The sequence below is a fragment of the Marinobacter alexandrii genome (assembly GCF_005871205.1).
Lineage (GTDB): Bacteria > Pseudomonadota > Gammaproteobacteria > Pseudomonadales > Oleiphilaceae > Marinobacter > Marinobacter alexandrii.
Map to the genome: position 1 here is coordinate 486,746 of NZ_SWKM01000011.1, position 24,497 is coordinate 511,242.

General features: G+C 58.8%; 24 protein-coding genes and 1 other RNA gene. 11 read left to right on the forward strand and 14 right to left on the reverse strand.

The window, feature by feature from the left end; translation table 11 throughout:
* Positions 1-16 precede the first annotated feature (16 nt).
* From accC to FCS96_RS02565, 4 genes are all read right to left on the reverse strand, one after another.
* On the reverse strand, positions 17-1,363 hold the full coding sequence (accC, locus tag FCS96_RS02550; RefSeq protein WP_138438667.1) for an acetyl-CoA carboxylase biotin carboxylase subunit: 1,347 nt from the start codon (positions 1,361-1,363) through the stop codon (positions 17-19).
* 18 nt (positions 1,364-1,381) lie between these two features.
* Positions 1,382-1,843: an acetyl-CoA carboxylase biotin carboxyl carrier protein gene (gene accB / locus FCS96_RS02555; RefSeq protein WP_138438668.1), complete on the reverse strand. Its 462-nt coding sequence runs from the start codon at positions 1,841-1,843 to the stop codon at positions 1,382-1,384.
* A 27-nt stretch (positions 1,844-1,870) separates the two neighbouring features.
* Positions 1,871-2,311: a type II 3-dehydroquinate dehydratase gene (aroQ, locus tag FCS96_RS02560; protein ID WP_138438669.1), complete on the reverse strand. Its 441-nt coding sequence runs from the start codon at positions 2,309-2,311 to the stop codon at positions 1,871-1,873.
* 275 nt (positions 2,312-2,586) lie between these two features.
* Complete coding sequence (locus FCS96_RS02565) at positions 2,587-4,200, reverse strand: GGDEF domain-containing response regulator (RefSeq protein ID WP_138438670.1); 1,614 nt, start codon at positions 4,198-4,200, stop codon at positions 2,587-2,589.
* A gap of 195 nt (positions 4,201-4,395) precedes the next feature.
* Between FCS96_RS02565 and FCS96_RS02570 the strand changes: the two genes are divergently transcribed.
* On the forward strand, positions 4,396-6,396 hold the full coding sequence (locus FCS96_RS02570; protein WP_138438671.1) for a bifunctional diguanylate cyclase/phosphodiesterase: 2,001 nt from the start codon (positions 4,396-4,398) through the stop codon (positions 6,394-6,396).
* A 6-nt stretch (positions 6,397-6,402) separates the two neighbouring features.
* Complete coding sequence (locus FCS96_RS02575) at positions 6,403-7,455, forward strand: DUF2333 family protein (protein WP_138438672.1); 1,053 nt, start codon at positions 6,403-6,405, stop codon at positions 7,453-7,455.
* Positions 7,456-7,525: 70 nt separating this feature from the next.
* Here the strand turns inward: FCS96_RS02575 and ppa are convergent, their stop codons facing one another.
* Complete coding sequence (gene ppa, locus FCS96_RS02580; protein WP_138438673.1) at positions 7,526-8,053, reverse strand: inorganic diphosphatase; 528 nt, start codon at positions 8,051-8,053, stop codon at positions 7,526-7,528.
* Between the two features lie 244 nt (positions 8,054-8,297).
* Positions 8,298-9,437 carry an acyl-CoA dehydrogenase family protein gene (locus tag FCS96_RS02585; protein ID WP_138438674.1) on the reverse strand — a complete coding sequence of 380 codons (1,140 nt, stop codon included), beginning with the start codon at positions 9,435-9,437 and terminating at the stop codon, positions 8,298-8,300.
* Positions 9,438-9,805: 368 nt separating this feature from the next.
* Between FCS96_RS02585 and FCS96_RS02590 the strand changes: the two genes are divergently transcribed.
* Positions 9,806-11,506, forward strand: coding sequence for an Ig-like domain-containing protein (locus FCS96_RS02590; RefSeq protein ID WP_171040648.1), 1,701 nt, complete (start codon positions 9,806-9,808; stop codon positions 11,504-11,506).
* A 15-nt stretch (positions 11,507-11,521) separates the two neighbouring features.
* On the opposite strand, the gene rpiA is transcribed toward FCS96_RS02590, so the two are convergent.
* Positions 11,522-12,196, reverse strand: coding sequence for a ribose-5-phosphate isomerase RpiA (gene rpiA, locus FCS96_RS02595; protein ID WP_138438676.1), 675 nt, complete (start codon positions 12,194-12,196; stop codon positions 11,522-11,524).
* A gap of 133 nt (positions 12,197-12,329) precedes the next feature.
* On the opposite strand from rpiA, the gene ilvA reads away from it, so the two are divergent.
* Together ilvA and FCS96_RS20015 are read left to right on the forward strand one after the other, a co-directional pair.
* Positions 12,330-13,865, forward strand: coding sequence for a threonine ammonia-lyase, biosynthetic (gene ilvA / locus FCS96_RS02600; protein ID WP_138438677.1), 1,536 nt, complete (start codon positions 12,330-12,332; stop codon positions 13,863-13,865).
* Positions 13,866-14,166: 301 nt separating this feature from the next.
* Complete coding sequence (locus FCS96_RS20015; RefSeq protein WP_171040649.1) at positions 14,167-14,331, forward strand: hypothetical protein; 165 nt, start codon at positions 14,167-14,169, stop codon at positions 14,329-14,331.
* On the opposite strand, the gene FCS96_RS02605 is transcribed toward FCS96_RS20015, so the two are convergent.
* From FCS96_RS02605 to FCS96_RS02630, 6 genes are all read right to left on the reverse strand, one after another.
* Complete coding sequence (locus FCS96_RS02605) at positions 14,301-14,948, reverse strand: 5-formyltetrahydrofolate cyclo-ligase (RefSeq protein WP_138438678.1); 648 nt, start codon at positions 14,946-14,948, stop codon at positions 14,301-14,303. The genes FCS96_RS20015 and FCS96_RS02605 overlap by 31 nt on opposite strands.
* Positions 14,949-14,952: 4 nt before the next feature.
* Positions 14,953-15,134: non-coding RNA, 6S RNA (gene ssrS / locus FCS96_RS02610), on the reverse strand.
* A gap of 75 nt (positions 15,135-15,209) precedes the next feature.
* Positions 15,210-15,506, reverse strand: coding sequence for a cell division protein ZapA (locus FCS96_RS02615; RefSeq protein ID WP_138438679.1), 297 nt, complete (start codon positions 15,504-15,506; stop codon positions 15,210-15,212).
* The gene (locus FCS96_RS02620) at positions 15,506-15,712 is read right to left on the reverse strand and encodes a TIGR02449 family protein (protein WP_041343222.1); all 207 of its coding nucleotides are present in this window, start codon (positions 15,710-15,712) and stop codon (positions 15,506-15,508) included. The genes FCS96_RS02615 and FCS96_RS02620 overlap by 1 nt, the downstream gene beginning before the upstream one ends.
* Positions 15,713-15,814: 102 nt before the next feature.
* Positions 15,815-17,089, reverse strand: a complete 1,275-nt coding sequence (locus tag FCS96_RS02625; protein ID WP_138438680.1) for an ABC transporter permease — start codon at positions 17,087-17,089, stop codon at positions 15,815-15,817.
* Complete coding sequence (locus FCS96_RS02630; RefSeq protein WP_138438681.1) at positions 17,086-17,802, reverse strand: ABC transporter ATP-binding protein; 717 nt, start codon at positions 17,800-17,802, stop codon at positions 17,086-17,088. Before FCS96_RS02630 ends, FCS96_RS02625 begins: the two co-directional genes overlap by 4 nt.
* Positions 17,803-17,873: 71 nt before the next feature.
* Here FCS96_RS02630 and FCS96_RS02635 point away from each other — a divergent pair, with 71 nt between their 5' ends.
* Positions 17,874-18,395 (forward strand): DUF3299 domain-containing protein, encoded by a 522-nt coding sequence (locus FCS96_RS02635; protein WP_138438682.1) that lies wholly within the window; start codon positions 17,874-17,876, stop codon positions 18,393-18,395.
* A 6-nt stretch (positions 18,396-18,401) separates the two neighbouring features.
* On the opposite strand, the gene FCS96_RS02640 is transcribed toward FCS96_RS02635, so the two are convergent.
* Positions 18,402-18,959 carry a ZrgA family zinc uptake protein gene (locus tag FCS96_RS02640; RefSeq protein WP_138438683.1) on the reverse strand — a complete coding sequence of 186 codons (558 nt, stop codon included), beginning with the start codon at positions 18,957-18,959 and terminating at the stop codon, positions 18,402-18,404.
* A 138-nt stretch (positions 18,960-19,097) separates the two neighbouring features.
* On the opposite strand from FCS96_RS02640, the gene FCS96_RS02645 reads away from it, so the two are divergent.
* From FCS96_RS02645 to FCS96_RS02665, 5 genes are read left to right on the forward strand one after another with little or no spacing between them, the layout of a single operon-like run.
* Positions 19,098-19,697 (forward strand): UPF0149 family protein, encoded by a 600-nt coding sequence (locus FCS96_RS02645; RefSeq protein ID WP_138438684.1) that lies wholly within the window; start codon positions 19,098-19,100, stop codon positions 19,695-19,697.
* A gap of 26 nt (positions 19,698-19,723) precedes the next feature.
* Positions 19,724-21,043, forward strand: coding sequence for a Xaa-Pro aminopeptidase (gene pepP / locus FCS96_RS02650; protein ID WP_138438685.1), 1,320 nt, complete (start codon positions 19,724-19,726; stop codon positions 21,041-21,043).
* Between the two features lie 4 nt (positions 21,044-21,047).
* Positions 21,048-22,328, forward strand: coding sequence for a 2-octaprenyl-6-methoxyphenyl hydroxylase (gene ubiH / locus FCS96_RS02655; protein WP_138438686.1), 1,281 nt, complete (start codon positions 21,048-21,050; stop codon positions 22,326-22,328).
* The gene (locus tag FCS96_RS02660) at positions 22,321-23,544 is read left to right on the forward strand and encodes an FAD-dependent monooxygenase (protein ID WP_138438687.1); all 1,224 of its coding nucleotides are present in this window, start codon (positions 22,321-22,323) and stop codon (positions 23,542-23,544) included. Before ubiH ends, FCS96_RS02660 begins: the two co-directional genes overlap by 8 nt.
* 38 nt (positions 23,545-23,582) lie before the next feature.
* On the forward strand, positions 23,583-24,497 hold the full coding sequence (locus FCS96_RS02665) for a DUF808 domain-containing protein (RefSeq protein WP_138438688.1): 915 nt from the start codon (positions 23,583-23,585) through the stop codon (positions 24,495-24,497).

Genomic DNA, 24,497 nt, shown 5'->3' on the forward strand with positions numbered 1-24,497 from the left:
GTGACGATGCAGGACGTCAGTCCCGCATCAGCTTTTCTAGGTAATGGATGGTGAAGTCTACCTGTTTAAAGCCGCCGTCGCGCACCAGTCTTCCATGCAGAGGCTGATTTGTCTTGATGCCTTCCACTACCAGCTCATCCAGCGCGTTCTTCATGCGCCGGCGAGCGATCTCCCGGTCATCACCCCAGGTGATCAGCTTGGCAATCAGGGAATCGTAGAAAGGCGGAACGGTGTAGCCGCTGTACAGGTGTGAATCCACGCGAACCCCGTTACCGCCGGGCGCGTGAAAGTGCTTCACTTTGCCTGGGCTGGGAACGAACGTTTTCGGGTCCTCGGCATTGATCCGGCACTCGATCGCATGCCCGGAGATCCGGATGTCATCCTGGGTGTACTGCAGCGGCAGGCCGCTGGCAATACGCAACTGCTCGCGCACGATGTCGACACCGGTGACCATCTCGGATACCGGATGTTCCACCTGAACCCGGGTGTTCATTTCGATGAAGTAGAATTCGCCGTCCTGGTATAGAAACTCGAACGTACCGGCGCCCACGTAGCCGATTTCCTTGCAGGCATCGACACAGGCCTTGAGCGTGCGCTCCCGGGACTCCGGGTTCACATTCGGGGCCGGTGCTTCTTCGATTACCTTCTGGTTGCGGCGCTGCATCGAGCAGTCGCGGTCGCCCAGGTGAATGCAGTTGCCGTGCATGTCCGCCAATACCTGGACTTCCACGTGACGCGGCCGTTCCAGGAATTTCTCGAGGTACACGGTCGGGTCGCCGAAGGCGTTGCGGGCTTCACTCTGGGTGATCTGAACACCCTTCAGCAGTGCGGCTTCCGAATGCACCACCTGCATGCCCCGGCCCCCGCCGCCAGACGCCGCCTTGATCATGACCGGATAGCCAATCTCGCGGGCGATGCGCAGGGTGCGTTCATCGTCGTCGGTGATCGGACCATCAGACCCGGGTACCGTCGGCACACCTGCGCGGATCATGGCGTTGATCGCAGAGACCTTGTTGCCCATCAATCGGATGGTGTCGGCCTTGGGGCCAATGAAGTGGAATCCGCTTTTTTCCACCTGTTCAGCAAAATCGGCATTCTCCGCCAGAAAACCGTAACCGGGGTGAATGCCCACGGAGTCAGTTACTTCGGCAGCGCTGATAATGGTGGGAATGTTGAGGTAGCTTTCCAGCGGGCTGTTAGGTCCGATGCAAACGGATTCGTCTGCCAGCCTAACGTGCATCAGGTCGCGATCGACCTGGGAATGAACCGCTACAGTCTTGATGCCCAGCTCTTTGCAGGCACGCAGGATCCGGAGGGCAATTTCACCCCGGTTTGCGATCAGAACTTTTTCTAACATGGCCATGAGTAGCTATCACCGAGTTCAGGAAATGACGATCAGGGGCTGATCAAACTCCACCGGCTGGCCGTTCTCGACCAGAATTTCAGTGACGGTACCGCTCTTGTCGGCCTCAATCTGGTTCATCATCTTCATCGCTTCGACGATGCAGATGACGTCACCGGCTTTCACCGACTGTCCAATTTCCACAAAGGCTTTGGCGGTGGGCGACGGCGAGCGGTAGAAGGTTCCGACCATGGGCGACTTAACGGAATGACCGCTCGGGGCTGCTGGCGCGGATTTTTCCTGCGTCGGTGCCGGCGAGGGCTCCGGGGCCGGTGCTGACTGCTGTGCTGGCGCCGGGTAATGACTCACATACTGGGTGCCGGCAACCTGCTCGCGGCGTCGGGAGATGCGAACCGAATCGTCTCCTTCGTGAATCTCTAACTCCTCGACATCGGATTCTTCAAGCAGTTCGATCAATTTTTTGACTTTGCGAATATCCATAGTTAATCCAGTCCCGTTATGTCTGGTCTATCGGTGAATGCGCTGCAGGGCTGCCTGGAGGGCAAGGTCGTACCCCTGGCTACCCAGCCCACAGATAACGCCATCGGCGATATCGGAAAAATACGAGTGATGGCGGAACGATTCCCGCGCATGGACATTGGAAAGATGCACTTCAATGAAGGGGATGCCCGACGCCAACATCGCGTCCCTGAGTGCAATGCTGGTGTGGGTGAACGCGGCAGGATTGATGATGATGTAATCCACGCCTTCCGCCCTTGCTTCATGAATCCGTTCGATCAGCTCATACTCGGCGTTGGACTGCAGGTGTAGCAGGTGATGTCCCTGGTCTGCCGCTTGCTGTCGCAGTCGATCGTCGATGTCGTTCAGAGTCTCGTGGCCATAGACCTCGGGCTCGCGGGTTCCGAGCATGTTGAGGTTCGGGCCATGGAGCACGAGAATTGTCGACATGGTTCAGTCTGCCTTGATGTCTTTTTTACAGGATCGCCGAAAATAACAGCACGTTCCCACAATGGTGCGTGCTTGTTTCATTCAGATCAACACTTTTTGACAATCATCCATGTTGTCCATTGGTCGTAAAAAGAAGGCTGGAAACCGAAACGGGATCTTTCCGTTGATGACAATCATTGTCGTGAAGGGTGGCGCTTAGCGCTATACGACGTTGGTTTCATAGGGGGATTACGGAGCCGGGCAGATTCAGAGGGTCTGCCCGGCTTTTTTTGGCATTAACTCTCAGCCAGCGTGACGCAGTTTCGTCCCTGTTCCTTGGAGGCGTACAGCGCACGGTCGGCCCGTTCGCACAGAGCTTGTGAGCTTTCATTGTCCCAACTGGCAACACCACAACTGAAGGTGACATTGAACTCGCGGTCGCCGGCAGGTTGCAGCAGCTCGGAAAAGCGCTCGCGGATTTCGTTCAGCACGTTGCGGGCATCGCTGGGCCGGGTGTCGGGCAGGATGATGGCAAACTCCTCACCGCCGTAGCGACCGATGTGGTCGGTCTTGCGAAGGCGCTGCTTGAGGAACATGGAGAGACTGCGCAACACCCGGTCACCGATCGGGTGGCCAAAGGCGTCGTTCACTTTCTTGAAGTAATCGATGTCAAGCATGACAAAGCACAATGACTGCTGCTTCTGCCGGGCCCGCACAATTTCCTGCTCCAGCAGGTGCAGGGTATGGGTGTGGTTGTACAGGCCGGTCAGGCTGTCACGGATCATCAGGGCCAGCAGCGAGCGGGCCCGCCGACCCCGGTTGTGAATGGTGGAAATCAGGTGCTTGGGGTCTATGGGTTTGGTCAGGAAATCGTCGCCACCCAGGCTCATGGCATGCAGCTGTTTGGACACGTCTTCTTCGGCCGACAGGTAAATGATCGGCACACTGTGGAAACGATCCTGCTGTCGGATTACCCGCGCGATCTCCATGCCGGTGCATCCGGGCATGTACATGTCGAGAATGATGATCTCCGGGGAGAACTCCTCCAAGGCATGAATGATCTGCAGCGGGTCGGTGATGATGTGGGCCGTCATGCCCGCTTTGCGAAGCACAGTTTCCATATACTTGGCCTGGGCCCGGGAATCATCCAGCACCAGTACCTTATAAGGCTCGACGGCATTGCCGTGGGTGTAGGTCTCGATCTTTTCAATTAATTGGCCGGGATCGACCGCCGGGTAGAAAAACTCTTCGCCGCCACAGCGCGAGGCCCGCAAGCGGGTCTCAATGCTGCCGTCTTCGTCACTCATGAAGATGATGGGGATCGGCGTGTCGTGGCGTTCCTGCAATTGCTCGATGGTGGCGATGCCCCCGTTCACGCTACCGCCGAAGTTTACGTCCATCAGAATGGTTTCAGGTTTATGCAGGGCGCAGGCGTCGATGAGAGGGCCCGCAGAGGTAAAGACTTCCGCCCGGAAGCCAAAGAACTCAAGCTGACGAATAAGCCGGAGGGCCATTTCCTTGTTGGCCAGAGCAATGTACACCGGTGTGCGGCGGAACTGGTGCGGCGACTCGGCGCTCTCTTGGTCGGTACGACGCAGGGTGCTGCGGGACAGTGCCTCGATGGCATCCCGAATCGGGCGCTCAAGGCTGTCTTCCAGCGGTGTATTGGCCTGCCAGTCCTTCAGCAATCCGAGGATTTGGGTGCCGGCCTCGGCGTGACTGGTCATTTCAAAACGCTGGGCATAGCGCACCAGTTTATCGGTAGCCGCTGCAAACTCATCGCGCAGCGCACCGGCCAGGTTGAGGTCTTTGTGAATCTCTTGCCAGGTGTCCAGTACAACCCGCGCCTGGGTAGTTACACGTCGTGCGAAATGTTGCCTGAGTTTCTCTTTCTGGCTTTCGTCATTCATGGTGCTCTGGCCTGTCTCTTCTCGTTATTGGTCGTCCATTGCGGTCAGGACGAATTTTCCACCTTAGTCCCTACGCAGAGTCTATAGTGTTTAGTGTTGTCGGCGTAGGTTGCTCGTTGTAAATGTTTGTCAACTCTGCGGTGCAAGTCACAATCCATTGTCCGGCGGGCGCGCAGCCTATCGGAGAGACCTGTCATGGCGGACACGCACAGCGTGATTGATCCGACGCAGTCTGGCGCAGCCACTCTGCGGGCCATTCTGTTGCTGTTTACCGGTTCTCTGCTGATGCTGGTGCTTGTTGCCGGCTTCATCACCAGTTACGGCTATTTCCGCACGTACGTCTCCGAGCAGCTCGCCGGACACGCCCATGACGGTGCCACAGCCGTCGGCCTGTCGCTGTCCAATGCCATCGACGCCCGTGATCCGGTGGCGGCATCGTCCCTGATTGATGCAGTATTCGACAGCGGTCGTTACCTGTCAGTCCGTTACCTCAACCATCAGGGCACCGAGGTCGCCGGTCGCGCCATGTCGCGGTCCCGCAGTTCGGTACCTGACTGGTTCCGGTCGGTTGCGAATCTCAAGTTGCCGGTGGCGGAAGCCGAGGTAGTGCGCGGTTGGAGTCGTCTGGGCAAGGTTCAGGTGGTGAGCAACCCCGGGCGGGCCTACAAGGACTTGTGGCGCATTACCATCGGGTTGATTGCCAGCACCGCCATCATCGGCGGAGTGGGGCTGTTCGTCCTGTTCCTCCTGCTGAAACGCACCTTGCGACCCTTAAGGGCTTTGGAGCTTCAGGCCCAGGCCCTGGGTCAGCGCAATTTCCGCCAGCGGGTGGCGGTTCAGTCGACCCGGGAGCTGAACCAGGTTACGGCAGCCATGAACCAGATGGCAGACGATCTGGGTCAGCTCTTCGAAGGCCAGGCGAAGCTGATCCAGCATCTTAGGCGAATCAACAGTGAAGATCCGGTAACTGGACTGTCCAGTCGCAGCGCGTTCGATCAACGCCTGAAAGCAGAGGTGGAGTCGGAGGAAAAAGCCGCGCCAGGGGTTCTCATCCTGGTGCGGTTATCGGATTTTGCCAGTTACAACCAGGCCTACGGTCGAAGTGAAGCTGACCGGGTGTTGTTGCGGGCCGCCGAAGTGGTCAACGAGTTCGTGAGGACACACACAGGCTCATTCGCCGGTCGTCGGGCCGGCGCTGAATTCTCCATTTTTGTGCCGGGGGCGTTGCCGGCCGACGCCAGTATCTGGTGTAAAGAGCTGGTAAGGGAGTTGGATGGGCTCTATGCCGATTTGGCGGCACCGCTGGATACCACGGTTCATGCCGGTCTGGCGCATACGGCCGAAGGTCGTGGCGTCCAGGAGGTCTTGGCGGCGGCCGACGAAGCCTTGCGGCTGGCTCAGGAGAGCGAAGAATCTGATTGTTACATGGCGGAGGCCGACAAGGAGGGCCATCATAATCTGGAAAGCTGGCGGGTCATTATCAGCCAGGCCATCCGGGACCAGAAGTTATCGTTGTGGTTGCAGCCAATGGTCAGCGAGCAGCAAACGCAGCCGCTTTATCACCAGGTGTTTTCCCGCATCGAGGGGCCGGAGGGTATGCTGAAAGCCGCTGCCTTTATTCACATGGCTGAGCGCTTCGGCTTGATCACGGATATTGACCGACTGCTGATCCAGCGTGTTCTGATCTGCCTGGCGGAACATCCGGACCGGCCTTTGGCGGTGTCTCTGGGCAGCGCCTCCGTGGCCAGTGAAGAGTTCCGAAAGGAGTTCCTTGCCCAGTTGGAGGCGGCAGGGCCGGCGGCGGGGCATCTTTGGGTCGGAATTTCCGAGCACATCATCCATCATCATCGAACCGCAGTCGGCCTGCTGGTTCGTGCCCTGGTGCGCCTGGGAGTGCCGGTGTTGGTAGACCGGTTTGGGGTTGGGGGGCTGCCCTTCAGCTACTTGAGGAATCTGAGTGTTCAGGCATTGCGTATCGATAACTCGTTCATTCACGATATAGATACACACGAGGAGAATCGCTTTTACCTCGAATCCGTGGTGTCCATCGCCCACAGCCGGGGCGTAAAGGTGTTTGCCGCCGGCGTGGAGACGGCGGCGGAGTACTCGGTACTCTGTAAACTGGGTATCGACGGGGCCATGGGTTACCATCTCGGACGACCATTTGCGGCAGACCCACAACCGACAGGGGAATAACAGTCTATGCCAGGCAAACTCAGACAATATTTCAGGGACAAGAAAGATGATGTTCAGGACTATGCCGGCGGCAGCGGTGTGGTTGGTAAATTCGTCCTGGTCCTGCTGGTGGTGTATCTGCTGGTGACCGTGGTTCTGGGCATGTATTGGAGCAGCGAGCCAGAAGCTTTCTCCGTTCGCGAACACACCCGCTCTCTGGCGAACAGCATGCAGCGTGAGCCGATTACCGGTTTTGCCACCACCGCCACCACTATCCGCATTGCTGAGACCCTGCTGGACAAGCCCGGCGGTTACATCTCCAATGACATCTTTCCGCCGGGGCTGTGGCTCGACAACATGCCAAACTGGGAATATGGCGTGCTGGTGCAGCTGCGGGATTTGTCCCGCGCATTGCGTAAGGACATCAGTCGTTCACAGAGCCAGTCCGCTGAAGACCGCGATTTGACCATCGCCGAACCTCAGCTGCACTTCGACAGCGGAAGCTGGGCAATACCGTCCACCGAAGCAGAATATCGTCGCGGCATCGGAGCACTGAAACGTTATCTCAACCGGTTGTCAGACCCGGAACAGGCCGATGCCCAGTTTTTTGCCCGTGCTGATAATCTGAGCAATTGGCTGGCCGATCTGGAAACCCGTCTGGGCAGTCTCTCCCGTACTCTGGGTGAGAGTGTTGGCAAGGCCTCGGTTTCGGATGCGGTCGCCAACGTCAATCAAGACAACCCGCTCGAAGAAGAAATCGGGGCTATCGACGTGAAAACGCCCTGGACCGAAATCGACGATGTCTTCTACGAGGCCCGTGGTAGCTCCTGGGCTTTGCTGCACATCTTTCGGGCCATTGAAGTGGATTTCCGCAAGGTGCTTCAGGACAAGAACGCCATGGCGAGCGTGAAACAAGTCATCATCGAGCTGGAAGGTGCCCAGGGATCCATGTGGAGCCCCGTCGTGCTTAACGGCAGTGGCTTTGGCGTGCTGGCGAACCATTCGCTGACCATGGCGGCCTATCTGTCGCGGGCCAATGCGGCTATCAGCGATATGCGGGATCTTCTGTCTCGGGGTTGATCAGCGGCATAGTCGAAACCAAAAAAAACCGGGCAGTTGCCCGGTTTTTTGCGCCTTGCGATCCGTCAGATCAGCCCTTGTAGGCTTTGATGGAATCGACAATGGCTTGCTTGGCTGCGGCTGCATCGGCCCAACCCTGAACCTTGACCCACTTGCCGGGCTCCAGGGTCTTGTAGTTTTCGAAGAAGTGCTTGATCTGGTCACGCAGCAGCACCGGCAGATCTTCGATGTCCTGTACGCCCTGGTAAGCAGTGGTCAGCTTGTCGTGGGGAACCGCAACCAGCTTGGCGTCGCCACCGGCTTCGTCTTCCATGTTCAGAACGCCAACCGGACGGCAGCGAATGACTGAACCTGCCTGGACCGGGTATGGAGTCACAACCAGTACGTCGAGGGGATCGCCGTCGTCGGCCAGGGTGTGGGGAATGAAGCCGTAGTTGGCCGGGTAGAACATCGGAGTGGCCATGAAACGGTCAACCAGCAGGGCACCCATGTCCTTGTCCAGCTCGTACTTGACCGGTGAGCTGTTCGCCGGAATTTCGATGGCAACGTAGATGTCTTCCGGTGGGTTCTTGCCGGCAGGGATGTTTTCGAATTGCATAGCTGATCCTTCCTGGTACGTAAGGTACGTTTAACTGCGGTTAAAAAGTGGGCGCAATTATACGGAAGTCTCCAGCAGTTCGAAACTAAACGTTGGTAGGTCTGCCTCGGCAAGAAATTACGATAGGGACAGGCGGGCCTCTTTCTCAAAACTGTGGAGGGCCAGGGATGGCCCGAAACAAGCGCACATGGATGTGCTCGTAGCGGGTTGTGAAAAAGAGGCTCGGCTGGCCCCTCTGCTCAGATTACAGCGTGAGTTGTTTGGCAATCAGCTCTTTCATGATCTCCGTGGTGCCGCCGCCGATGGAGAGTATCTTGGCATCCCGGTACAGACGTTCCACGACGGATTCACGCATGTAGCCCATGCCGCCGAACAGCTGCACCGCTTCACGGGTCACCTTTTCGCACACCTCGACCGAGAAATTCTTGGCCATGGCCACTTCCTTGACCGGGTTTTTGCCGGCCTGCATCAGAGCCGCACAGCGATAGGTGTATTCTCGGGCCACGTCGATCTGGGTTGCCATGTCCACCAGCTTGTGACGGGTAACCTGGTAGCCGGCCAGGTTACGGCCGAAGGCTTCGCGCTGGCGGGTGTAATTCAGGGCAGCCTCATAGGCAAGCTGGGCTGTCATGTAGGCCATGATCGCCAGCATCAGGCGCTCGGCCAGGAAGTTGCTCATGATTACCGCGAAGCCGGCGTTCTCGGCGCCGATCAGGCGGTCCGCCGGCACGCGACAATCCTCGAAGAACAGTTCAGCAGTGTCGCTGGCCCACCAGCCCATCTTTCGTAGTTTTTTGCCGGTGGAGAATCCGGCCATGTCCCGGTCGATCAGCAGCAGACTGACACCGCCGTGGCCTTCGCCACCGGTTCGCACCGCAACTGTGTAATGGTCGGCGCGCAGTCCGCTGGTGATGAAGGTCTTGCTGCCGTTAACGACATAGTGGTCACCGTCTTTGACTGCGCGGGTTTTCAGGTTGGCCACGTCAGAACCACCACCCGGTTCGGTTATGGCCAAGGCGGCAATTTTCTCGCCCCGAAGTACTGGCGGTACGATCTGTTCGCGCAACTCGGGCTTGGCCCATTGCGCCACCGGTGGCAATCCGATGTCGAGCGAACCGAGACCGGCGACCAGGCCGCCGGAGGTGGAGCGCATAAGTTCTTCTGATACTGCTACCCGCAGGAAGATGTCACCCTCGCCGGTTCCGCCCAGTTCCTCCGGAAAGCCGATGCCCAACAGTCCCGCGTCACCCGCTTTCTGGTAGAGCTCACGGGGAAATTCGCCGGCCTCTTCCCAGTCATCGATGTGCGGCAGCACGTGAGTGCTGATGAATTTCCGGGCGCTAAGCCGCGCCTGTTCGTGAATGTCATTAAAGTAATCGGCCACGCGAAGGCTCCCTTGCAGTAAGTTCGCAGCAGGCAGTGTTGCGCATTTTTTTCAGCCAAGCAAGCGCTTGGTTTGTGAGTGTCGATAGAGGCGGGGAAAAGTCAGAGAGTGAGATGAGCTGGCCTGGACTGTTCAGAAAACGGAACAATACTGGAATCTCTACTCAGCTCACCTAAACTTCAAACGTGGATTAGCTAAACAAGCTCGAACTGCCATGGATGGTTCACCGGCATTTTTCAGGCACTACGAGCGAACAAAAAAAGGGACAGGCCTGTCAGCACACTGCAGTTTGGCTTCACATCGTTTGGTTCCCGGTCCAAAACCTGACTGAACCGAGGACATCAATTCTCTGCTTGGAGGCTGGTCCTATGTGGAGATTGCTGTTTTGTTCTGCTAACTGCCGTTTCGGTACTGTTCTTCTGCTTGCTGGTGTGCTGAATGGATGCTTCTGGGATGCCAGCTCGGGCAATTCCGGAAATCGTGCTGTCACTGAGGCGGATACGACGCCTCCTGTTGTTGAATCGGATACCACGCCTCCCGCTGTTCGGGCGACCAATCCTGTGGATGGCAGTGAGGGCGTGACGCGAACGGGTGCAATAACAGCAGAATTTGATGAGGATGTTTTTGCGCAATCCGTGGACGAGGACAGTTTCACGATAACAAGGTCTGTGGACAGTAGCGGTCACTCAGGCACCGTCACCTTTGACGCCAACAGCAACACCGCGAGCTTCTCTCCGAACACGCCGCTTTCCATGCTGAAAACCTATACTGCAACGTTAAGTACAGCGATCACGGATCTCAGCGGTAACGCGTTGGTCGCAGATCATATTTGGTCCTTCACTGCGGGTGATGGCACGTGGAAAACAGCTGAGCTGATCGAGATTGACAACCTCGGTAGTGCCCGCGCGCCCCAAATTGCTATCCATGCCGATGGCAGGGCACTGGCCGTGTGGGAGCAGTTTGATGGGGTCAGTTACAAGATATGGTCCAATCACTTTGACGGTAGCGCTTGGGGGGCAGCCGAGTTAATCGGCAATGGAGGAGCCGCTTTCGCCCCCCAGATCGCATCAAATGCAGACGGCCAGGCCCTTGCCGTCTGGCCGCAAGACGATGGCACCCGCTACAACATATGGGCCAATCGCTTTGACGGTAGCGTCTGGGGTGATGCGGAGTTGATCCAGACCACCAGTGCCGGCGACGCCTCGGATCCTCAAATCGCGTTCAACCACGACGGCAAGGGGCTTGCCGTGTGGGCACAATTCGACGGTTCAGGGTACAACATCTGGGCCAATCGGTTTGATGGCAGCGCCTGGGGAGCGGCTGTGCAGATCGATGACGGCATCGCTGCCGACGCCGCAGATCCTCAAATCGCCATCGATCCTGACGGTCGGGGCATTGCCGTGTGGGCAGAGTTCGACGGTTCTCAGTACAAGATCCGGGCTAACCGATTTGACGGCAGCGCCTGGGGAACCGTCGAGTTTATTCAGACCACCACGCCTGGCGAGGCCAGGGATCCCCAGATTGCCATTAGCCCCGACGGCCAGGCCCTTGCCGTGTGGGCACAATCCGATGGTTCTCGGTTCAACATCTGGGCCAACCGATTTGATGGCAGCGGCTGGAGAAGGGCTGAGCATATCGAGACCGACAACGCCGGCAGTTCCTTGACCCCGCAAATCGTCCTCGATGCTGACGGCTCCGCCCTTGCCGTGTGGCAGCAATTCGACGGTGCTCGCTACAACATCTGGGCCAACCGATTTGATGGTGGCGCCTGGGGGGCGGCTGAGCGGATTGAGATCGACAATGCTGGTAGTGCTGTTGTCCCGCAAATCGCCCTTGAAGCCGATGGCCGCGCCCTTGCCGTGTGGCAACAATCCGATGGTTCTCGCGACAACATCTGGGCTAACCGGTTTGACGGGAGCGCCTGGGGAACAGCTGAGCTGATCGAGGCCGACGATGTCGGCCATGCCAGCTCCCCCCAAATCGGGTTTGATGCCGAAGGCCGGGCCTTGGCTGTGTGGCAGCAATTCGATGGCGCTCGCGACAATATCTGGGCCAACCGGTTCGAGTAATCGAAGTCGAGCGTTTTAGCGGCGCGGAATGCTGGTTACGCCGGTCGCTGCTCCCAGCAGCAGAAGGTCTGCTGGCCGGCGGGCGAACAGGCCGTTGGTGACCACGCCAACGATGTTGTTAAGCTTCTCTTCGATGTCGATCGGACGGGAGATGTCCAGGTTGTGCACGTCGATGATGATGTTGCCGTTGTCGGTTACCACCCCATCCCGGTAGACCGGGTCGCCGCCCAGCTTGACGATTTCACGTCCCACATGGCTGCGTGCCATTGGAATGACTTCCACCGGCAGCGGGAAGCTGCCGAGTACACCTACCATCTTGGATTCGTCGGCAATGCAGATGAACGTGTCGGCAACGGCGGCGACGATCTTTTCCCGGGTCAGGGCAGCGCCGCCGCCTTTGATCAGTTCCAGGCGCTCGTTGGTTTCATCGGCACCGTCGACGTAGAACTCCAGGGTGCCAGCACTGTTGAGATCGTACACCGGAATACCATGGCCCTTCAGGCGCTCGGCAGTAGCCTCAGAGCTGGCCACGGCACCGTCAAACTCGGCTTTAAGCTCTGCCAGCATGTCGATAAAGAAGTTGGCAGTGCTTCCGGTGCCGACGCCCACGACACTGTCACTGTTCAGTCGTGGCGCAATGTAGTCGATGGCGGCCTTGGCGACGGCTTTTTTGAGTTCGTCCTGTGTCATCTGGAGCTCCGGGTGCAAATCTGATTGAGTTTGGCGCCATTATAGCCTCTGAGGGTGGCAAGCTTATAGACGGCTACCGTGCAAACTTCCTACACTGTGGGTTTTCCCAGAACACAACCAGAACGGAAGCACCATGCCGCAACGCTATATCAAGAAGATCCTCGATGCGCGCGTCTATGACGTGGCCATCGAAACACCGCTGACCGAAGCCCGCAGCCTGTCAAAACGCTTTGGCAACAACATTCTGCTCAAGCGCGAAGACCTTCAGCCGGTGTTTTCCTTCAAGATTCGTGGTGCGTACAACCGGATTGCCCAGCTGTCCGAGGAGCAGAAGGCGAAGGGAGTTATTTGTGCCTCGGCGGGGAATCACGCCCAAGGTGTTGCTTTGGCAGCCAAGAAGTTAGGTATCAAGGCTGTAATCGTGATGCCCCAGACCACACCCGAGATCAAAGTGCGTTCCGTGCGCGATCACGGTGCCCGGGTTGTGCTCAAGGGCGATGCCTTTGACGAAGCTGCCACTCATGCCCAGGAACTGATCCAGAAGCACGGCTACACCTACATCCCGCCTTACGACGATCCCGATGTCATCGCGGGCCAAGGCACCGTTGCAATGGAAATTATGTGGCAGATGAACAAGCCCATTCACGCCATCTTCATCTGCGTCGGCGGTGGTGGTCTGATCGCCGGCATGGCCGCCTACATCAAATATCTGCGCCCTGAGATCAAGGTGATTGGCGTGGAGCCCGAGGATTCCAACTGCCTGCAGGCAGCGCTTAAGGCCGGCGAGCGCGTGGTGTTGGATGAAGTGGGCATTTTCGCTGATGGCGTTGCAGTCAAACAGGTTGGCGAGCATCCCTGGGAAATCTGCAAGGATTATGTGGATGAAGTCATCACCGTTTCCACCGATGAAATCTGCGCAGCCATAAAAGATGTGTTCGAGGACACCCGTTCAATTGCCGAACCTGCCGGGGCCCTCGGCGTTGCCGGGGTGAAGAAGTACATCCAGCGGGAGCAGATTGAGAATGAAAACCTGGTGGCGACCCTGAGTGGCGCCAACATGAACTTCGATCGTCTGCGTTACATTTCCGAACGCACGGAAATTGGTGAGCAGCGCGAGGCCATCCTGGCGGTGACCATCCCTGAGCAGCCAGGCGCTTTCAAGACGTTCATCAATGCCCTGCACAAGCGCAATATTACTGAGTTTAACTATCGCTACGCCGACAGCGCCCAAGCCACCATCTTTGTGGGTATCCAGGTGCAGGCCGGCGGGCATGGGCGAGAGGATCTGGTGCAGGATCTTCGGGAAGCCGGTTATGGCGTGATCGATCTCACCGACAGCGATCTGGCCAAGCAGCATATCCGCCACATGGTGGGTGGTCACGCACCGGCGATCACCAACGAACGGGTGTTTCAGTTCGAGTTTCCAGAGCGTCCGGGTGCCCTGATGAAGTTCCTGATGTCACTGGGTACCCGTTGGAACATTTCGATGTTCCATTACCGTAACCACGGGGCGGCCTATAGCCGGGTGTTGCTGGGTGCGCAGGTGAACGAGGACGAGGTCAAAGACTTCGAGAAAATGCTCGATAAGGTCGGTTTCCGGTATGAGGATATGACCGATAACGAGGCTTATCAGTTGTTCCTTGGGGCAGGGAATCATCGGGCGAAATAGTCCAGGCTGCTAGCCGGGGCGGAAGGGCGTTCCACAACTGTGCGGAGCCATGGATGGCGGAGCTCAAGCGCTACATGGATGTACTTGAGCGGGTTTTGGAGCGTCTTTCCGGCTTGGCGTCCACTCCCGGCTGTATTGTCACAGGCCGTCCCTGCGCATAGCGGGCAAAATATTACCTAATGGTAATCTGTCAAAAATTGTAAAACTTAAGATGCGTGATAATCTTTCGACTAATTCTTAATAACAAGAATAGTCGGCTGATTTTCCAGTCTTTTAGCAATAATTTTTGAAGGAAAAAACCATGGGTGGCAAACCTGACATCATCAAAGCCGTCGTGCTAATTTTCGCTGCCGGCCTTGTGATCACTGGGTTTACGACCATTCAGGCATCGGAAACCTCATCTCGCGTTTACTCTGGCACTACCATGGATGCCAATCAGGTTGTCGATAGTCGCTGGAACCGGTAGCAGCGCCGGTCCGTTACCACGCCATGCAACGGTATGTCCCAGGGCTCGGTCGGTAAATCCTGTACTTTCTGGAAATCGTGGGCCAGCCCGATCAGTTTGGGTGCCAGTCTTGGCCGCACTTTCGTGAAGGCAAACGTCCGATCGTAAAATCCGCCGCCCATACCCAGCCGGCCTCCATTCTCGTCAAACCCCACCAATGGAAACAACACCGCATCCAGGGCCCAGGCCGGGCGTTTCCGGCCCTTGCTGAAGGCAGGCTCAGGTATGCCGAAACGATTGGGTTTCAGTTGGGAAGTGTCGGTGAAGGGGCTGAAAACCAGTGTGCCGGTGTGGATGGGGTGTAAAACCGGCAGGTAAAAGCGAACACCTTTGCGTTCGGCAAGATTCATATACAGTCGCGGGTCGATCTCGCCGTCGTTGGGCAGGTAGATGGCGATGTGGCGTGCCCGGTGTAAATCGGGATGCGTCAGTAGGTTCAGCGCGAGTTGCTCTGCGGCCTGCTGCTGCTCTTCGTACGGAAGCGCCCGTCGTTGCTGGCGCAGATGCTTGCGCAGGTCGGTGCGCGATCGGGTGTCTGGCTGGGTGTCAAACGGTTGGGGGGCGATAAACTGGCTCAAAATAAAGCTTCCCGGGCTGCCGTTATCGGATGTGGCCCTTGAACCCAGAGTTCAAGGTCGGTGGCCGCTGTGACATATTAGGCTTTCCCCTGACGGGGACGTGCTCACAATGCCCTAAAGTAGCCACCTGGGTAATGCGCATCGGCTCGAGGACGTATCCGAATATCCCGCACAGCCCAGGAAGTTGAACTCATTATACGGGTACTGCCGGGGCCGATTGCAACACCTGTTTCGGAAACCTTTACCAATTTTAAGGAGTGGTTACTGTCCGGACGAATCGCCCAGCGCACTATTCAGTTTGCTGTCCATCGCCTTCAGGACGGAGCTGGTGGCGTCGGACATGGTGTCCCGCTCGAGCAGTTCGTGGGTGATATTCAGAGCAGCCATGACCGCAATACGTTCGGTGCCGAATACCTTGCCACTGGCGCGGATCTCTCGCATCTTGCTGTCAAGGTGGCGGGCAGCACGGGTCAGCGCCTCACGCTCTTCGTCAGGGCAGGCAACCAGATACTCCTTGTCGAGAATCTTAACCTCAGCGGTGGTGGACTGCTTAGACATCAGTGGTGCTCCAGTGCCCGCAGGCGACCAATCATGGCTTCGATCTTGTTTTTCGCAAGATCATTCTTGTGCATCAGCTGGGCCCGTTCCCGGTTCCAGTCATCCTGCAGCTCCCGCAGCGTGGTGTTGTCCCGCTCCAGTTTCTGACAGCGCTCGATCAGCTTATCCAGCTTGTCCGCTAATGCCTGTACTTCGGACTGTTCCATCACGTGCCCAGCATTGGTTGTTTTCATTGCAGCTAACTATAAGTGCGGACGCTAAGTCGGTCAATTTACAGGGATGTCATAACGTCGCCTGTGCGTGGTCCGTCACGACTCCGCGGTGTCCCCCAGGCCCAAAGAACGGCTTTGCCACCAGGTGCGAAATGCCGGAATCAGAGCCACCAGCAGGGCCGCGACCGGTACCGAGACCAATAGTCCCCATTCCATGGTGGTCAGTGGCCTGAGCTGGACTTGCAGGCCATAGGCTGCCTGTAGCCAGGGCGTCAGCGCGGACACGGCAACTGCACCCAGCATCAAGGCCAGGCCGCAGGCTACAATGGCCAGGAATACCGCCTCGATCACGTACAGCAGGGCGACCAGGCCGGGGGAGGCACCGGTGGCACGCAGTACCGCGATTTCGTGGGCGCGCTGGGCCTGCAGGGTGAGCAGTACTGCGGCCAGCCCAAGCAGGCTGATGATCACCACAAACCCGGTGATGCCAAGCAGGGCGCGCTCGAACTGGCTCATGAGCCGCCAGAGTTCGCTCAGGGCGACACCGGGCAAAATGGCGGTTAACGGCTCCCCGGTGTACTGGTTTAGTGCCCGCTGGACCTGAAAGGTGAGGATCTGGCGTTCCAGGCCAGCAAAGGCGGCGGTAATCGCCGTAGGTGTGAACTCGCGACCCTCGGCCTGCTCCGGTGTCAGTGTTCGGCCGGGTACCGCAACGCCGGATTGCCAGCCCACATGCATGGCTTCCATGCCGGCCAGGCTGATGTAAACCGCCTGATCGACCGGGGTGCCGGTACTGCCAAGAATCCCGGCTACCCGAAACGGGGTATCGTCGTGATTGGAAAAGCTGGTCCGGCCGCCGCCGTGAGAGAGCACGATGCGATCGTCGACCCGGTGGTTGAATTCATCTGCAACGTTAGCGCCCAGCACCACGTCGAATACACCCTCAAACCAGCGTCCCTGGGCCAGTTGCAACGCCTGGCCCCGACCAAACTGGAAATGCTCGAGAAAGGCGTCGTCAGTACCGATCACCCGATAACCCTGGTAGCTGTCGCCCAAGGAAATGGGGATCAGCCAGTCGATACGTTGGTCCTGTTTCAGTTGCTGGAAGGTGGACCAGCGAATGTTGTTGGTGGGGTCGCCCAGGTGGAACACCGTGTAGAGCAGGAGGTTCAGTTGCCCGCTGCGAGCACCGATGATCACATCGGTACCGCTGATGGTGCTGGTGAACGACTGCTTTACCTCGGTCCGTAAGTACTGGATGCCGAGAAGCAGGGTGACGCTCAGGGTAAGAGTCAGGCACACCAGGGACAGGACCCGGCGGCGATGCCAGAGGCTGGCGGCGGCCAGTGATAGGGCCAGTCGTGTGTTCATCGTGCGGCTCCCTCCAGCGTCACCTGGTGATCGAAGTGTTGGGCCAGGGCGCGATCGTGACTGACAAACACCACAGAGGTGTTACGGGCTTCGGCCAGGGTCAGCAGGAGGTCGAGAAAGCGGTCCCGATTGTCACTGTCCAGTGCTGAGGTAGGCTCGTCGGCGAGAATCAGGTTTGGCCCGCCTATCAAGGCTCGGGCTGCCGCGATGCGTTGTTGCTGGCCGATACTGAGCTGAGTCACTTTGCGGCGCCAACAGTCCTTTGGAATGTCCAGGGCGGTGAGCAAACGGTGGGCTTCCTGGGCAGGTTCTGGGTCTGTGGCATCGCGTCTCTGGTTGGAGAGCCGGCACGGCAGTGTGACATTGGCCTCGGCCGTCAGGTAGGGCACCAGATTGAACTGCTGGAAAATAACGCCAATGTGATCGGCCCGGAAGCGATCCCTGGCGCCGGCACTCAGTTGATCAAGGCTGGCGCCAAGCATTCGGACACTGCCGGAGGCAGGTGTCAGCATGCCGGACAAGAGACTCAGGAGGGTGCTCTTACCACTGCCGCTGGCACCGCGCAAAAACAGGTGCTCACCGGTGGACAGATTCAGGTCCGGGAAGCTCAGTGTCGGTTGCCCGGGGCCCCAGCAGTAGGTGAGGCCGGTGGTCGCCAGCGCGCGATCCGCGTCCACGGTGGGCTGAGGAGAGTAATTCTTGGTGCTGGCCATGTAGGTCGTCTTGTGTCCGGTGTATGATTGCGGAAATTCGGTTCCCCCGTCTTTCTGGAGAACGCTCACTGATGTTTCGTTTCAATTCTCGCTCACTGGTTCGGGTCTTGCTTTCCGGCGCCCTTGTCGTTGCCCTGAGTCATTCGCTAAGTGTCCATGCCGAGCCTCGGGAAATCGACTGGCTGGAGCTGATGCCGGCCGAGGACCTGGCGCTGCTGGAAAATATGCCAGAAGTTCAGCACGAGGGCGATGGTGCGTCGCTGTTGCCTGATGAAATCATGACCGGGCGCGTAGTCCCGGAGATGAGTGACGTGTCAGCCCGTATTCCCGGTTTCGTAGTGCCACTGAAAACCACTCAGGACATGCGCATCCTGGAATTCTTCCTGGTGCCCTACTATGGCGCCTGCATTCACGTGCCACCCCCACCGCCGAACCAGATTATCCACGTGAAGTACCGTGAAGGCTTTACGCTGGAGGCCCTGTACGATCCGGTCTGGATTGAAGGCACGTTGGTCATCGAGCGTACCGAGAACGATCTTGGGACTTCCTCTTACTCCATGGTCGCGGAAACCGTCGAGCCATACGAACAGTAGGCTCAGTCAGCGACCGAGCTGGAAGCTGGTTTCACCGCGCTCAAGGCGAAGTGAGCCTTGGCCGTCCGGTCCAGTCCAGGCTATCTCCAAATGCTCCAGGGCAGAGAATCGGCTGCCCATTGGGCTGGACAGCAGGCTTGCGGCGTCGAGATCGGGGCAGGTCAGGGTCTGGCTGATTTCGATGTCGGTGTGCGATTCGTGCTTACCCTTGTTTTCACTCTCGTGCTCACTCCCGTGGTGACTGTGGTCGCCGGCAAACGCATACCGGACCTCGCTCGCCTGAATAGTGCAATTCAGGCCCAGCGTGTTGATGAGGGGAGTTTCGTGTAGCCAGGCTATGGTTGTGTCGACTACCTGGTGCTCCTCTGAGGTGCGTGGTTCGTGCTCAAACCCGAGCAGATTGTAGGCCGGTGACAGCGCGTACAATTCAACAGTTTGGCCTGAAAGCGCCAGTTGCAGCTCGGCGTGGCCGTGTTGGTGTGCGGTCGGGTTTTCCGCCGATACGGCAATAGGGCTGGCTATCAACAGTGGCAGTAGCAGGGGCCGGAGTTTTGCAGCGTGCATCAGGTTGTCCTTGAGGTTGTATTGATATGTTATAACATTTTGTAGGCTTGTTCTGGCAATGGCAATGGAAAAGTGTCTTGGATGCGCCTGAATGCTAGGATAGAGACTTCATTCAACAACACAGGAATGGCACGGTTCATGTCCGAAACCGACACCTCCGGTGCTGCCCGCGCCGCTGAATTCGAGCGCTGGGCCAACGTTTTTACCGCTCACAAGGCGTTCAGTCATCCGTCCGAGCTGCACGGAGTGCTCTGTGGTCGGCTGGCGGCCGGCTCACGCATTGACGAGCCGGAATGGCTGAATATGGTGTGTGAGCACATGGGGCTGCCTGAAAACGCGGCCGATGATTCCGAAGATCTGGCGCCGTTCATGAATAAGGCGTATGACCAGACGCTGTCGCACTTGAAATCGACCGACATGAGTTTCCATCCTTTGCTGCCGGACGATGATTACGCTATCGAGCAGCGTCTGGAGGCCCTGGTGGCCTGGGTTCGTGGTTTCCTTGAGGGCATGGCACTGACTGCCGGTGAAGCCCTCGGCCAGGCACCAGATGAAATTCGTGAACTGATCGAAGACATGGTCGCGATCAGTCAGCTCGAGGATGACGAAGAGGCCAGCGACGAGAGCGAGCAACAGCTGCTGGAAATTACCGAATACATCCGGCTGGGGGCGCTGGCGGTCTTTACCGAGTTCAACGAACCAGAGCGGCCGGCTTCGCCATCGCCGACCCTGCACTAAGCAGATCAATCATTGCGGGAGAGTTTATGCCGTCCCTGATACCCGTTAAGGAATTTGCCGAGCGCCGTCGCAAGCTGATGGAGCGCATGGCTCCTGACAGTATTGCGATCATTCCTGCAGCCCCGGAGCGAGTGCGCAATCGCGACGTGCTGCACCCGTTCCGCCAGGACAGTGATTTCCAATACCTGACCGGTTTTGGCGAGCCCGAGGCCGTACTGGCGCTAATTCCGGGGCGGGAGCATGGCGAGTCGGTACTGTTCTGTAAGGAACGCAATCCCGAGAAAGAACTGTGGGATGGCTTCCTGGTAGGGCCGGAAGGCGCTATCGAGCGCTATGGTCTGGACGACGCGTTCCCGATTTCCGACATCGACGACATCCTGCCGGGGATGATCGAAGGCCGCAGCCGGGTCTACTACCCGCTGGGTAAAGACCAGCACTTTGACGGAAAAGTGATGGAGTGGGTCAAGACTATTCGCAGCAAGGTCCGCACCGGCGCCCACCCGCCGGGCGAATTCGTGTCCCTGGAGCATTTCCTGCACGACCTGCGGCTGTTCAAGAGCGCCAACGAAATCAAGGTGATGGCCAAGGCGGCCGAGATCAGTGCGGAAGCGCACTGCCGCGCCATGAAGCGCGCACGCCGAGGCGGCAATGAGTACAACCTGGAAGCAGAGCTGATCCACACCTTCATGGATCACGGCGCCCGCTCCACGGCTTACCCGTCCATCGTCGGTGGCGGCGCCAACGGCTGTATCTTGCATTACATTGAAAACAGTGCGCCGCTGCATGACGGCGACCTGGTATTGATCGATGCTGGCTGCGAGTATGACTGCTACGCCTCGGACATTACCCGTACCTTCCCGGTCAGCGGTACCTTTAGTCCGGAGCAGCGTGCTCTGTACGAGGTAGTGTTGTCAGCCCAGTACGCAGCCATTGATGCGGTGCGTCCGGGTAACCACTGGAACCATCCCCACGAAGCCGCCCTGCGGGTGCTGACCCAGGGGCTGATTGATCTCGGCCTGTTGTCAGGAACCGTGGATGACGCCATTGCGGCGGAGGCCTACAAACCCTTCTTCATGCATCGCACCGGACACTGGCTCGGGCTGGATGTGCACGACGTGGGTGACTACAAAGTTGGTGATGCCTGGCGTCTGCTGGAGCCGGGCATGGCATTGACGGTGGAACCGGGGCTGTACATTGCACCGGACAACACCAGCGTCGACGAAAAATGGCGCGGTATCGGCATCCGCATCGAAGATGATGTAGTGGTCACCAAAGAAGGCTGCCGGGTGCTGACCGACGGCGTCCCCAAGACCATCCCTGACATTGAAGCCCTGATGGCAGACTAAGCCTGTGAGCCAATTCGACACCGATCTGATTATTGCCGGCGGCGGCCTGGCCGGGGCGACCCTGGCCCTGGCCTTGGCCCGCGGGGTGCCCAGCCTGCGGGTGACAGTGGTTGAAGCCTTCCCGCTGTCGGCCGACGCGCTGCCGGAAGACTACCAACCCAGTTACGATGCCCGCTCCACCGCCCTGGCTTGGGGCTCGCGGCTGATTTTCGAGGAGTTGGGGCTGTGGGGGCGGTTGTCCGAACACGCCACGCCGATTCGGCGCATTCACGTGTCAGACCGGGGCCGCTTTGGTGCCACCCGCCTGAATGCCGACGACCATCAGCAGGACGCCCTGGGGTACGTGGCGGATAACCGCTGGATGGGGCTGTGCCTGATGCGGGAGTTGCTCGACACCAACGTGCAATGGCAGGCACCGACGGAGGTGGTCGACATGGCCCCCAAGGCCGGCGGTGTGGACGTCGCCCTGAAAACCGGTGACGACAGCCACCGTATGACTGCCCAGTGCCTGGTAGTCGCAGATGGCGGCCGGTCCGGCTTGCGGGAGCGACTCGGATTTCAGGTGCGCCATCGCAGTTACGGCCAGAACGCCCTTATTGCGAACGTGTCCACCAGCGAAAGTCATCAGTTTAGCGCCTTCGAACGCTTCACCGATGCCGGTCCGATGGCGCTGCTGCCCCATGGTGGGGCCAACCGGGCCGGCCAACAGTCGGCGCTGGTCTGGACGCTAACCGATGAGATGCTGGAAGACGTGCTTGCACTGCCCGACGTCGATAAATGCCAGCGGCTGCAGGAGCGCTTTGGCTGGCGTCTGGGTCGATTCACTCGCATTGGTGAGTGCAGCCACTACCCGCTAAAGCTGTCTACTGTGGATGAGCCGGTGCGGCCCGGCGTCGCGCTGGTCGGTAACGCTGCCCACGCCCTGCACCCGGTGGCCGGGCAAGGCTTTAACCTGGCGCTGCGAGGCTTGATGACGCTGGTGGAGCAATTCCGACTGGCAGTGGAGCGGAGCCAGTCTCTGGGTGACCTGCAGGTTCTGAATCGCTACCAGCAACTGCACCGCCAAGACTGGCAGCAGACCGCCCAATTCTCCGACTCGCTGATCCGTCTGTTTGGTCCCTCCCTGACACCGCTTGCTGTGGCTCGCGATGCCGGACTGGTGGGGCTGGATCTGGTGCCTGGGGCGAAACGCTGGTTCGCGCGCAAGGCCATGGGCTTGGGCGGTCGTCGGGCAGTTATCCACAAACCGAAGACCGGTACCGGAGAGCCCGCAAGCCATGACTGAATTCCGTGCCTTTGACATCCTGGTGGTCGGTGGCGGCATGACCGGTTCGGCCCTGGCCCTTGGCCTGTCACGCCAGGGCTGGCAAGTGGGATTGGTCGAGGGTAGTGAACGGGCGATGCTGCTGCAACAATCCGAGCCCGTCGACGGCGTGGCCGAGTTTGAGCCTCGAGTCAGTGCCATTTCCCGGGCCAGTCAGCAGTTGCTGGAGAGCCTGGGAGTTTGGCCGGCCGTGGTATCGGGGCGCCATTGCCCTTACCAGAAAATGACCGTGTGGGATGGCGATGGCACCGGACGCATTCATTTCGATGCCGCCGATCTGCAGGCCCGGGACCTGGGTACGATTGTCGAGAACCGTGGCCTGGTGCGGGCGCTGTTCCAGGCCCTGGAAGACAGCAGCGTAGAGTTGATTGATGGCGTGAAGGTGACCGGTTGGTGGCAGGATGGCAACCAGCGTGGCATCGAACTGGCGGATGGCCAGCGATTGGGCGCCCGGTTGGTGGTGGCGGCCGACGGCGCCAACTCCCGGTTGCGTCAGTGGGTCGGACTACCGGTACGGGAATGGGATTACGACCAGCAGGCCATCGTCTGCACCGTGCGCACCGCCCAGAGTCACCGCTTTACCGCCTGGCAGCGATTCTCGCCCACCGGTCCGCTGGCGTTCCTGCCCTTGCGGCCGGAATCGGGCGACGAGCATTTCTGTTCCATCGTCTGGTCCCAGGATACCGACGAGGCCAGACGACTAATGGCCCTGGACGACAACAGCTTCGCTGCCGAGCTGGAACTTGCCATTGAGCGGGAGCTGGGGGCGGTGCAGGCCGTTTCGCGCCGTTACGCCTTCCCGCTGCGCCAGCGCCATGCCAAGGATTACATCGCGACTGGATTTGCCCTGGTAGGCGATGCCGCCCACACCATTCACCCGCTGGCGGGTCAGGGTGCCAATCTGGGTTTTGCCGATGTCCGGGCCCTGCTGGACGAGCTGTCCCGGGCCCAGCGCGCGGGCCTCAGTCCGGCGGAGGAGCTGGTGCTGGCGCGGTACCAGCGTCGCCGCAAGGCTGAAAACCTGGCGATGATGGCGGCCATGGAAGGGTTCAAGCAGTTGTTTGCCCGTGATGAGTTACCGCTGAGATGGTTGAGAAATACCGGCATGCGCTGGCTCGACGGTCTTGGCCCGATCAAGCACCGGATAGCCGCCGAAGCCATGGGCCTGACGCGCTGACACCCGTTCTCCCATTCACCCCTTAAGGATATCCAACTATGGCAGGAAGCAGCCTTCTCGCCCTTCTCGATGACATCGCCACCATCCTGGACGATGTCTCCCTGATGACCAAAACCGCCACCAAGAAAACCGCGGGTGTATTGGGCGACGATCTCGCGCTCAACGCCCAGCAGGTCACCGGTGTGAAGCCCGCGCGCGAGCTTCCGGTGGTGTGGGCGGTGGCCAAAGGCTCGATGCTGAACAAGGTGATCCTGGTGCCAGCCGCGCTGGCCATCAGCTTTTTCGTACCCTGGCTGGTCATCCCATTGCTGATGCTGGGCGGTGCGTTTCTGTGTTTTGAAGGTTTTGAAAAGCTGGCGCACAAGTTTTTGCATCGGCAGGAGGCCGAAGCCCACAAGAAAGAATTGCACGAAGCCCTGAAAAATCCGGGCGTGGACATGAAGGAGTTGGAGCGGGACAAGATCAAAGGTGCCATCCGAACCGATTTCATCCTGTCGGCCGAAATCATCGCGATTACCCTGGGCACGGTGACCGGCGAGAGTATCGGCATGCAGTTTCTGGTGCTGGCGGTGGTGGCGATTATGATCACGGTCGTGGTGTACGGCCTGGTCGCCGGCATCGTGAAGCTCGACGACGGCGGGCTCTACCTGAGCCAGCAGGACAATGAGGCCGTGCAGAAAGTGGGGCGGGGCATTCTCTGGCTGGCACCTTACATGATGAAGACCCTGTCGATCGTGGGCACCATTGCCATGTTCCTGGTTGGCGGTGGCATTCTGACCCATGGTCTGCCGCCGGTATACGACGCCATCCACCACGTTGCCCAAGGCCTTGGTGGTGTGCCCGAGGTCATCCTACCGACCCTGGCTGACGGTGTGTTTGGCGTGATTGCCGGAGCCGTGCTGGTGGGGGTGATTACCCCGCTACAGAAGCTTTGGGCGGCGCGTTCAGCCTGA

Bases quoted from the DNA above. Each gene is read 5' to 3' on its own strand.
- accC (WP_138438667.1), bottom strand. From the start codon at position 1,363: ATGGCCATGTTAGAAAAAGTTCTGATCGCAAACCGGGGTGAAATTGCC.
- accB (WP_138438668.1), bottom strand. From the start codon at position 1,843: ATGGATATTCGCAAAGTCAAAAAATTGATCGAACTGCTTGAAGAATCC.
- aroQ (WP_138438669.1), bottom strand. From the start codon at position 2,311: ATGTCGACAATTCTCGTGCTCCATGGCCCGAACCTCAACATGCTCGGA.
- FCS96_RS02565 (WP_138438670.1), bottom strand. From the start codon at position 4,200: ATGAATGACGAAAGCCAGAAAGAGAAACTCAGGCAACATTTCGCACGA.
- FCS96_RS02570 (WP_138438671.1), top strand. From the start codon at position 4,396: ATGGCGGACACGCACAGCGTGATTGATCCGACGCAGTCTGGCGCAGCC.
- FCS96_RS02575 (WP_138438672.1), top strand. From the start codon at position 6,403: ATGCCAGGCAAACTCAGACAATATTTCAGGGACAAGAAAGATGATGTT.
- ppa (WP_138438673.1), bottom strand. From the start codon at position 8,053: ATGCAATTCGAAAACATCCCTGCCGGCAAGAACCCACCGGAAGACATC.
- FCS96_RS02590 (WP_171040648.1), top strand. From the start codon at position 9,806: ATGTGGAGATTGCTGTTTTGTTCTGCTAACTGCCGTTTCGGTACTGTT.
- rpiA (WP_138438676.1), bottom strand. From the start codon at position 12,196: ATGACACAGGACGAACTCAAAAAAGCCGTCGCCAAGGCCGCCATCGAC.
- ilvA (WP_138438677.1), top strand. From the start codon at position 12,330: ATGCCGCAACGCTATATCAAGAAGATCCTCGATGCGCGCGTCTATGAC.
- FCS96_RS20015 (WP_171040649.1), top strand. From the start codon at position 14,167: ATGGGTGGCAAACCTGACATCATCAAAGCCGTCGTGCTAATTTTCGCT.
- FCS96_RS02615 (WP_138438679.1), bottom strand. From the start codon at position 15,506: ATGTCTAAGCAGTCCACCACCGCTGAGGTTAAGATTCTCGACAAGGAG.
- FCS96_RS02620 (WP_041343222.1), bottom strand. From the start codon at position 15,712: ATGGAACAGTCCGAAGTACAGGCATTAGCGGACAAGCTGGATAAGCTG.
- FCS96_RS02625 (WP_138438680.1), bottom strand. From the start codon at position 17,089: ATGAACACACGACTGGCCCTATCACTGGCCGCCGCCAGCCTCTGGCAT.
- FCS96_RS02630 (WP_138438681.1), bottom strand. From the start codon at position 17,802: ATGGCCAGCACCAAGAATTACTCTCCTCAGCCCACCGTGGACGCGGAT.
- FCS96_RS02635 (WP_138438682.1), top strand. From the start codon at position 17,874: ATGTTTCGTTTCAATTCTCGCTCACTGGTTCGGGTCTTGCTTTCCGGC.
- FCS96_RS02640 (WP_138438683.1), bottom strand. From the start codon at position 18,959: ATGCACGCTGCAAAACTCCGGCCCCTGCTACTGCCACTGTTGATAGCC.
- FCS96_RS02645 (WP_138438684.1), top strand. From the start codon at position 19,098: ATGTCCGAAACCGACACCTCCGGTGCTGCCCGCGCCGCTGAATTCGAG.
- pepP (WP_138438685.1), top strand. From the start codon at position 19,724: ATGCCGTCCCTGATACCCGTTAAGGAATTTGCCGAGCGCCGTCGCAAG.
- FCS96_RS02660 (WP_138438687.1), top strand. From the start codon at position 22,321: ATGACTGAATTCCGTGCCTTTGACATCCTGGTGGTCGGTGGCGGCATG.
- FCS96_RS02665 (WP_138438688.1), top strand. From the start codon at position 23,583: ATGGCAGGAAGCAGCCTTCTCGCCCTTCTCGATGACATCGCCACCATC.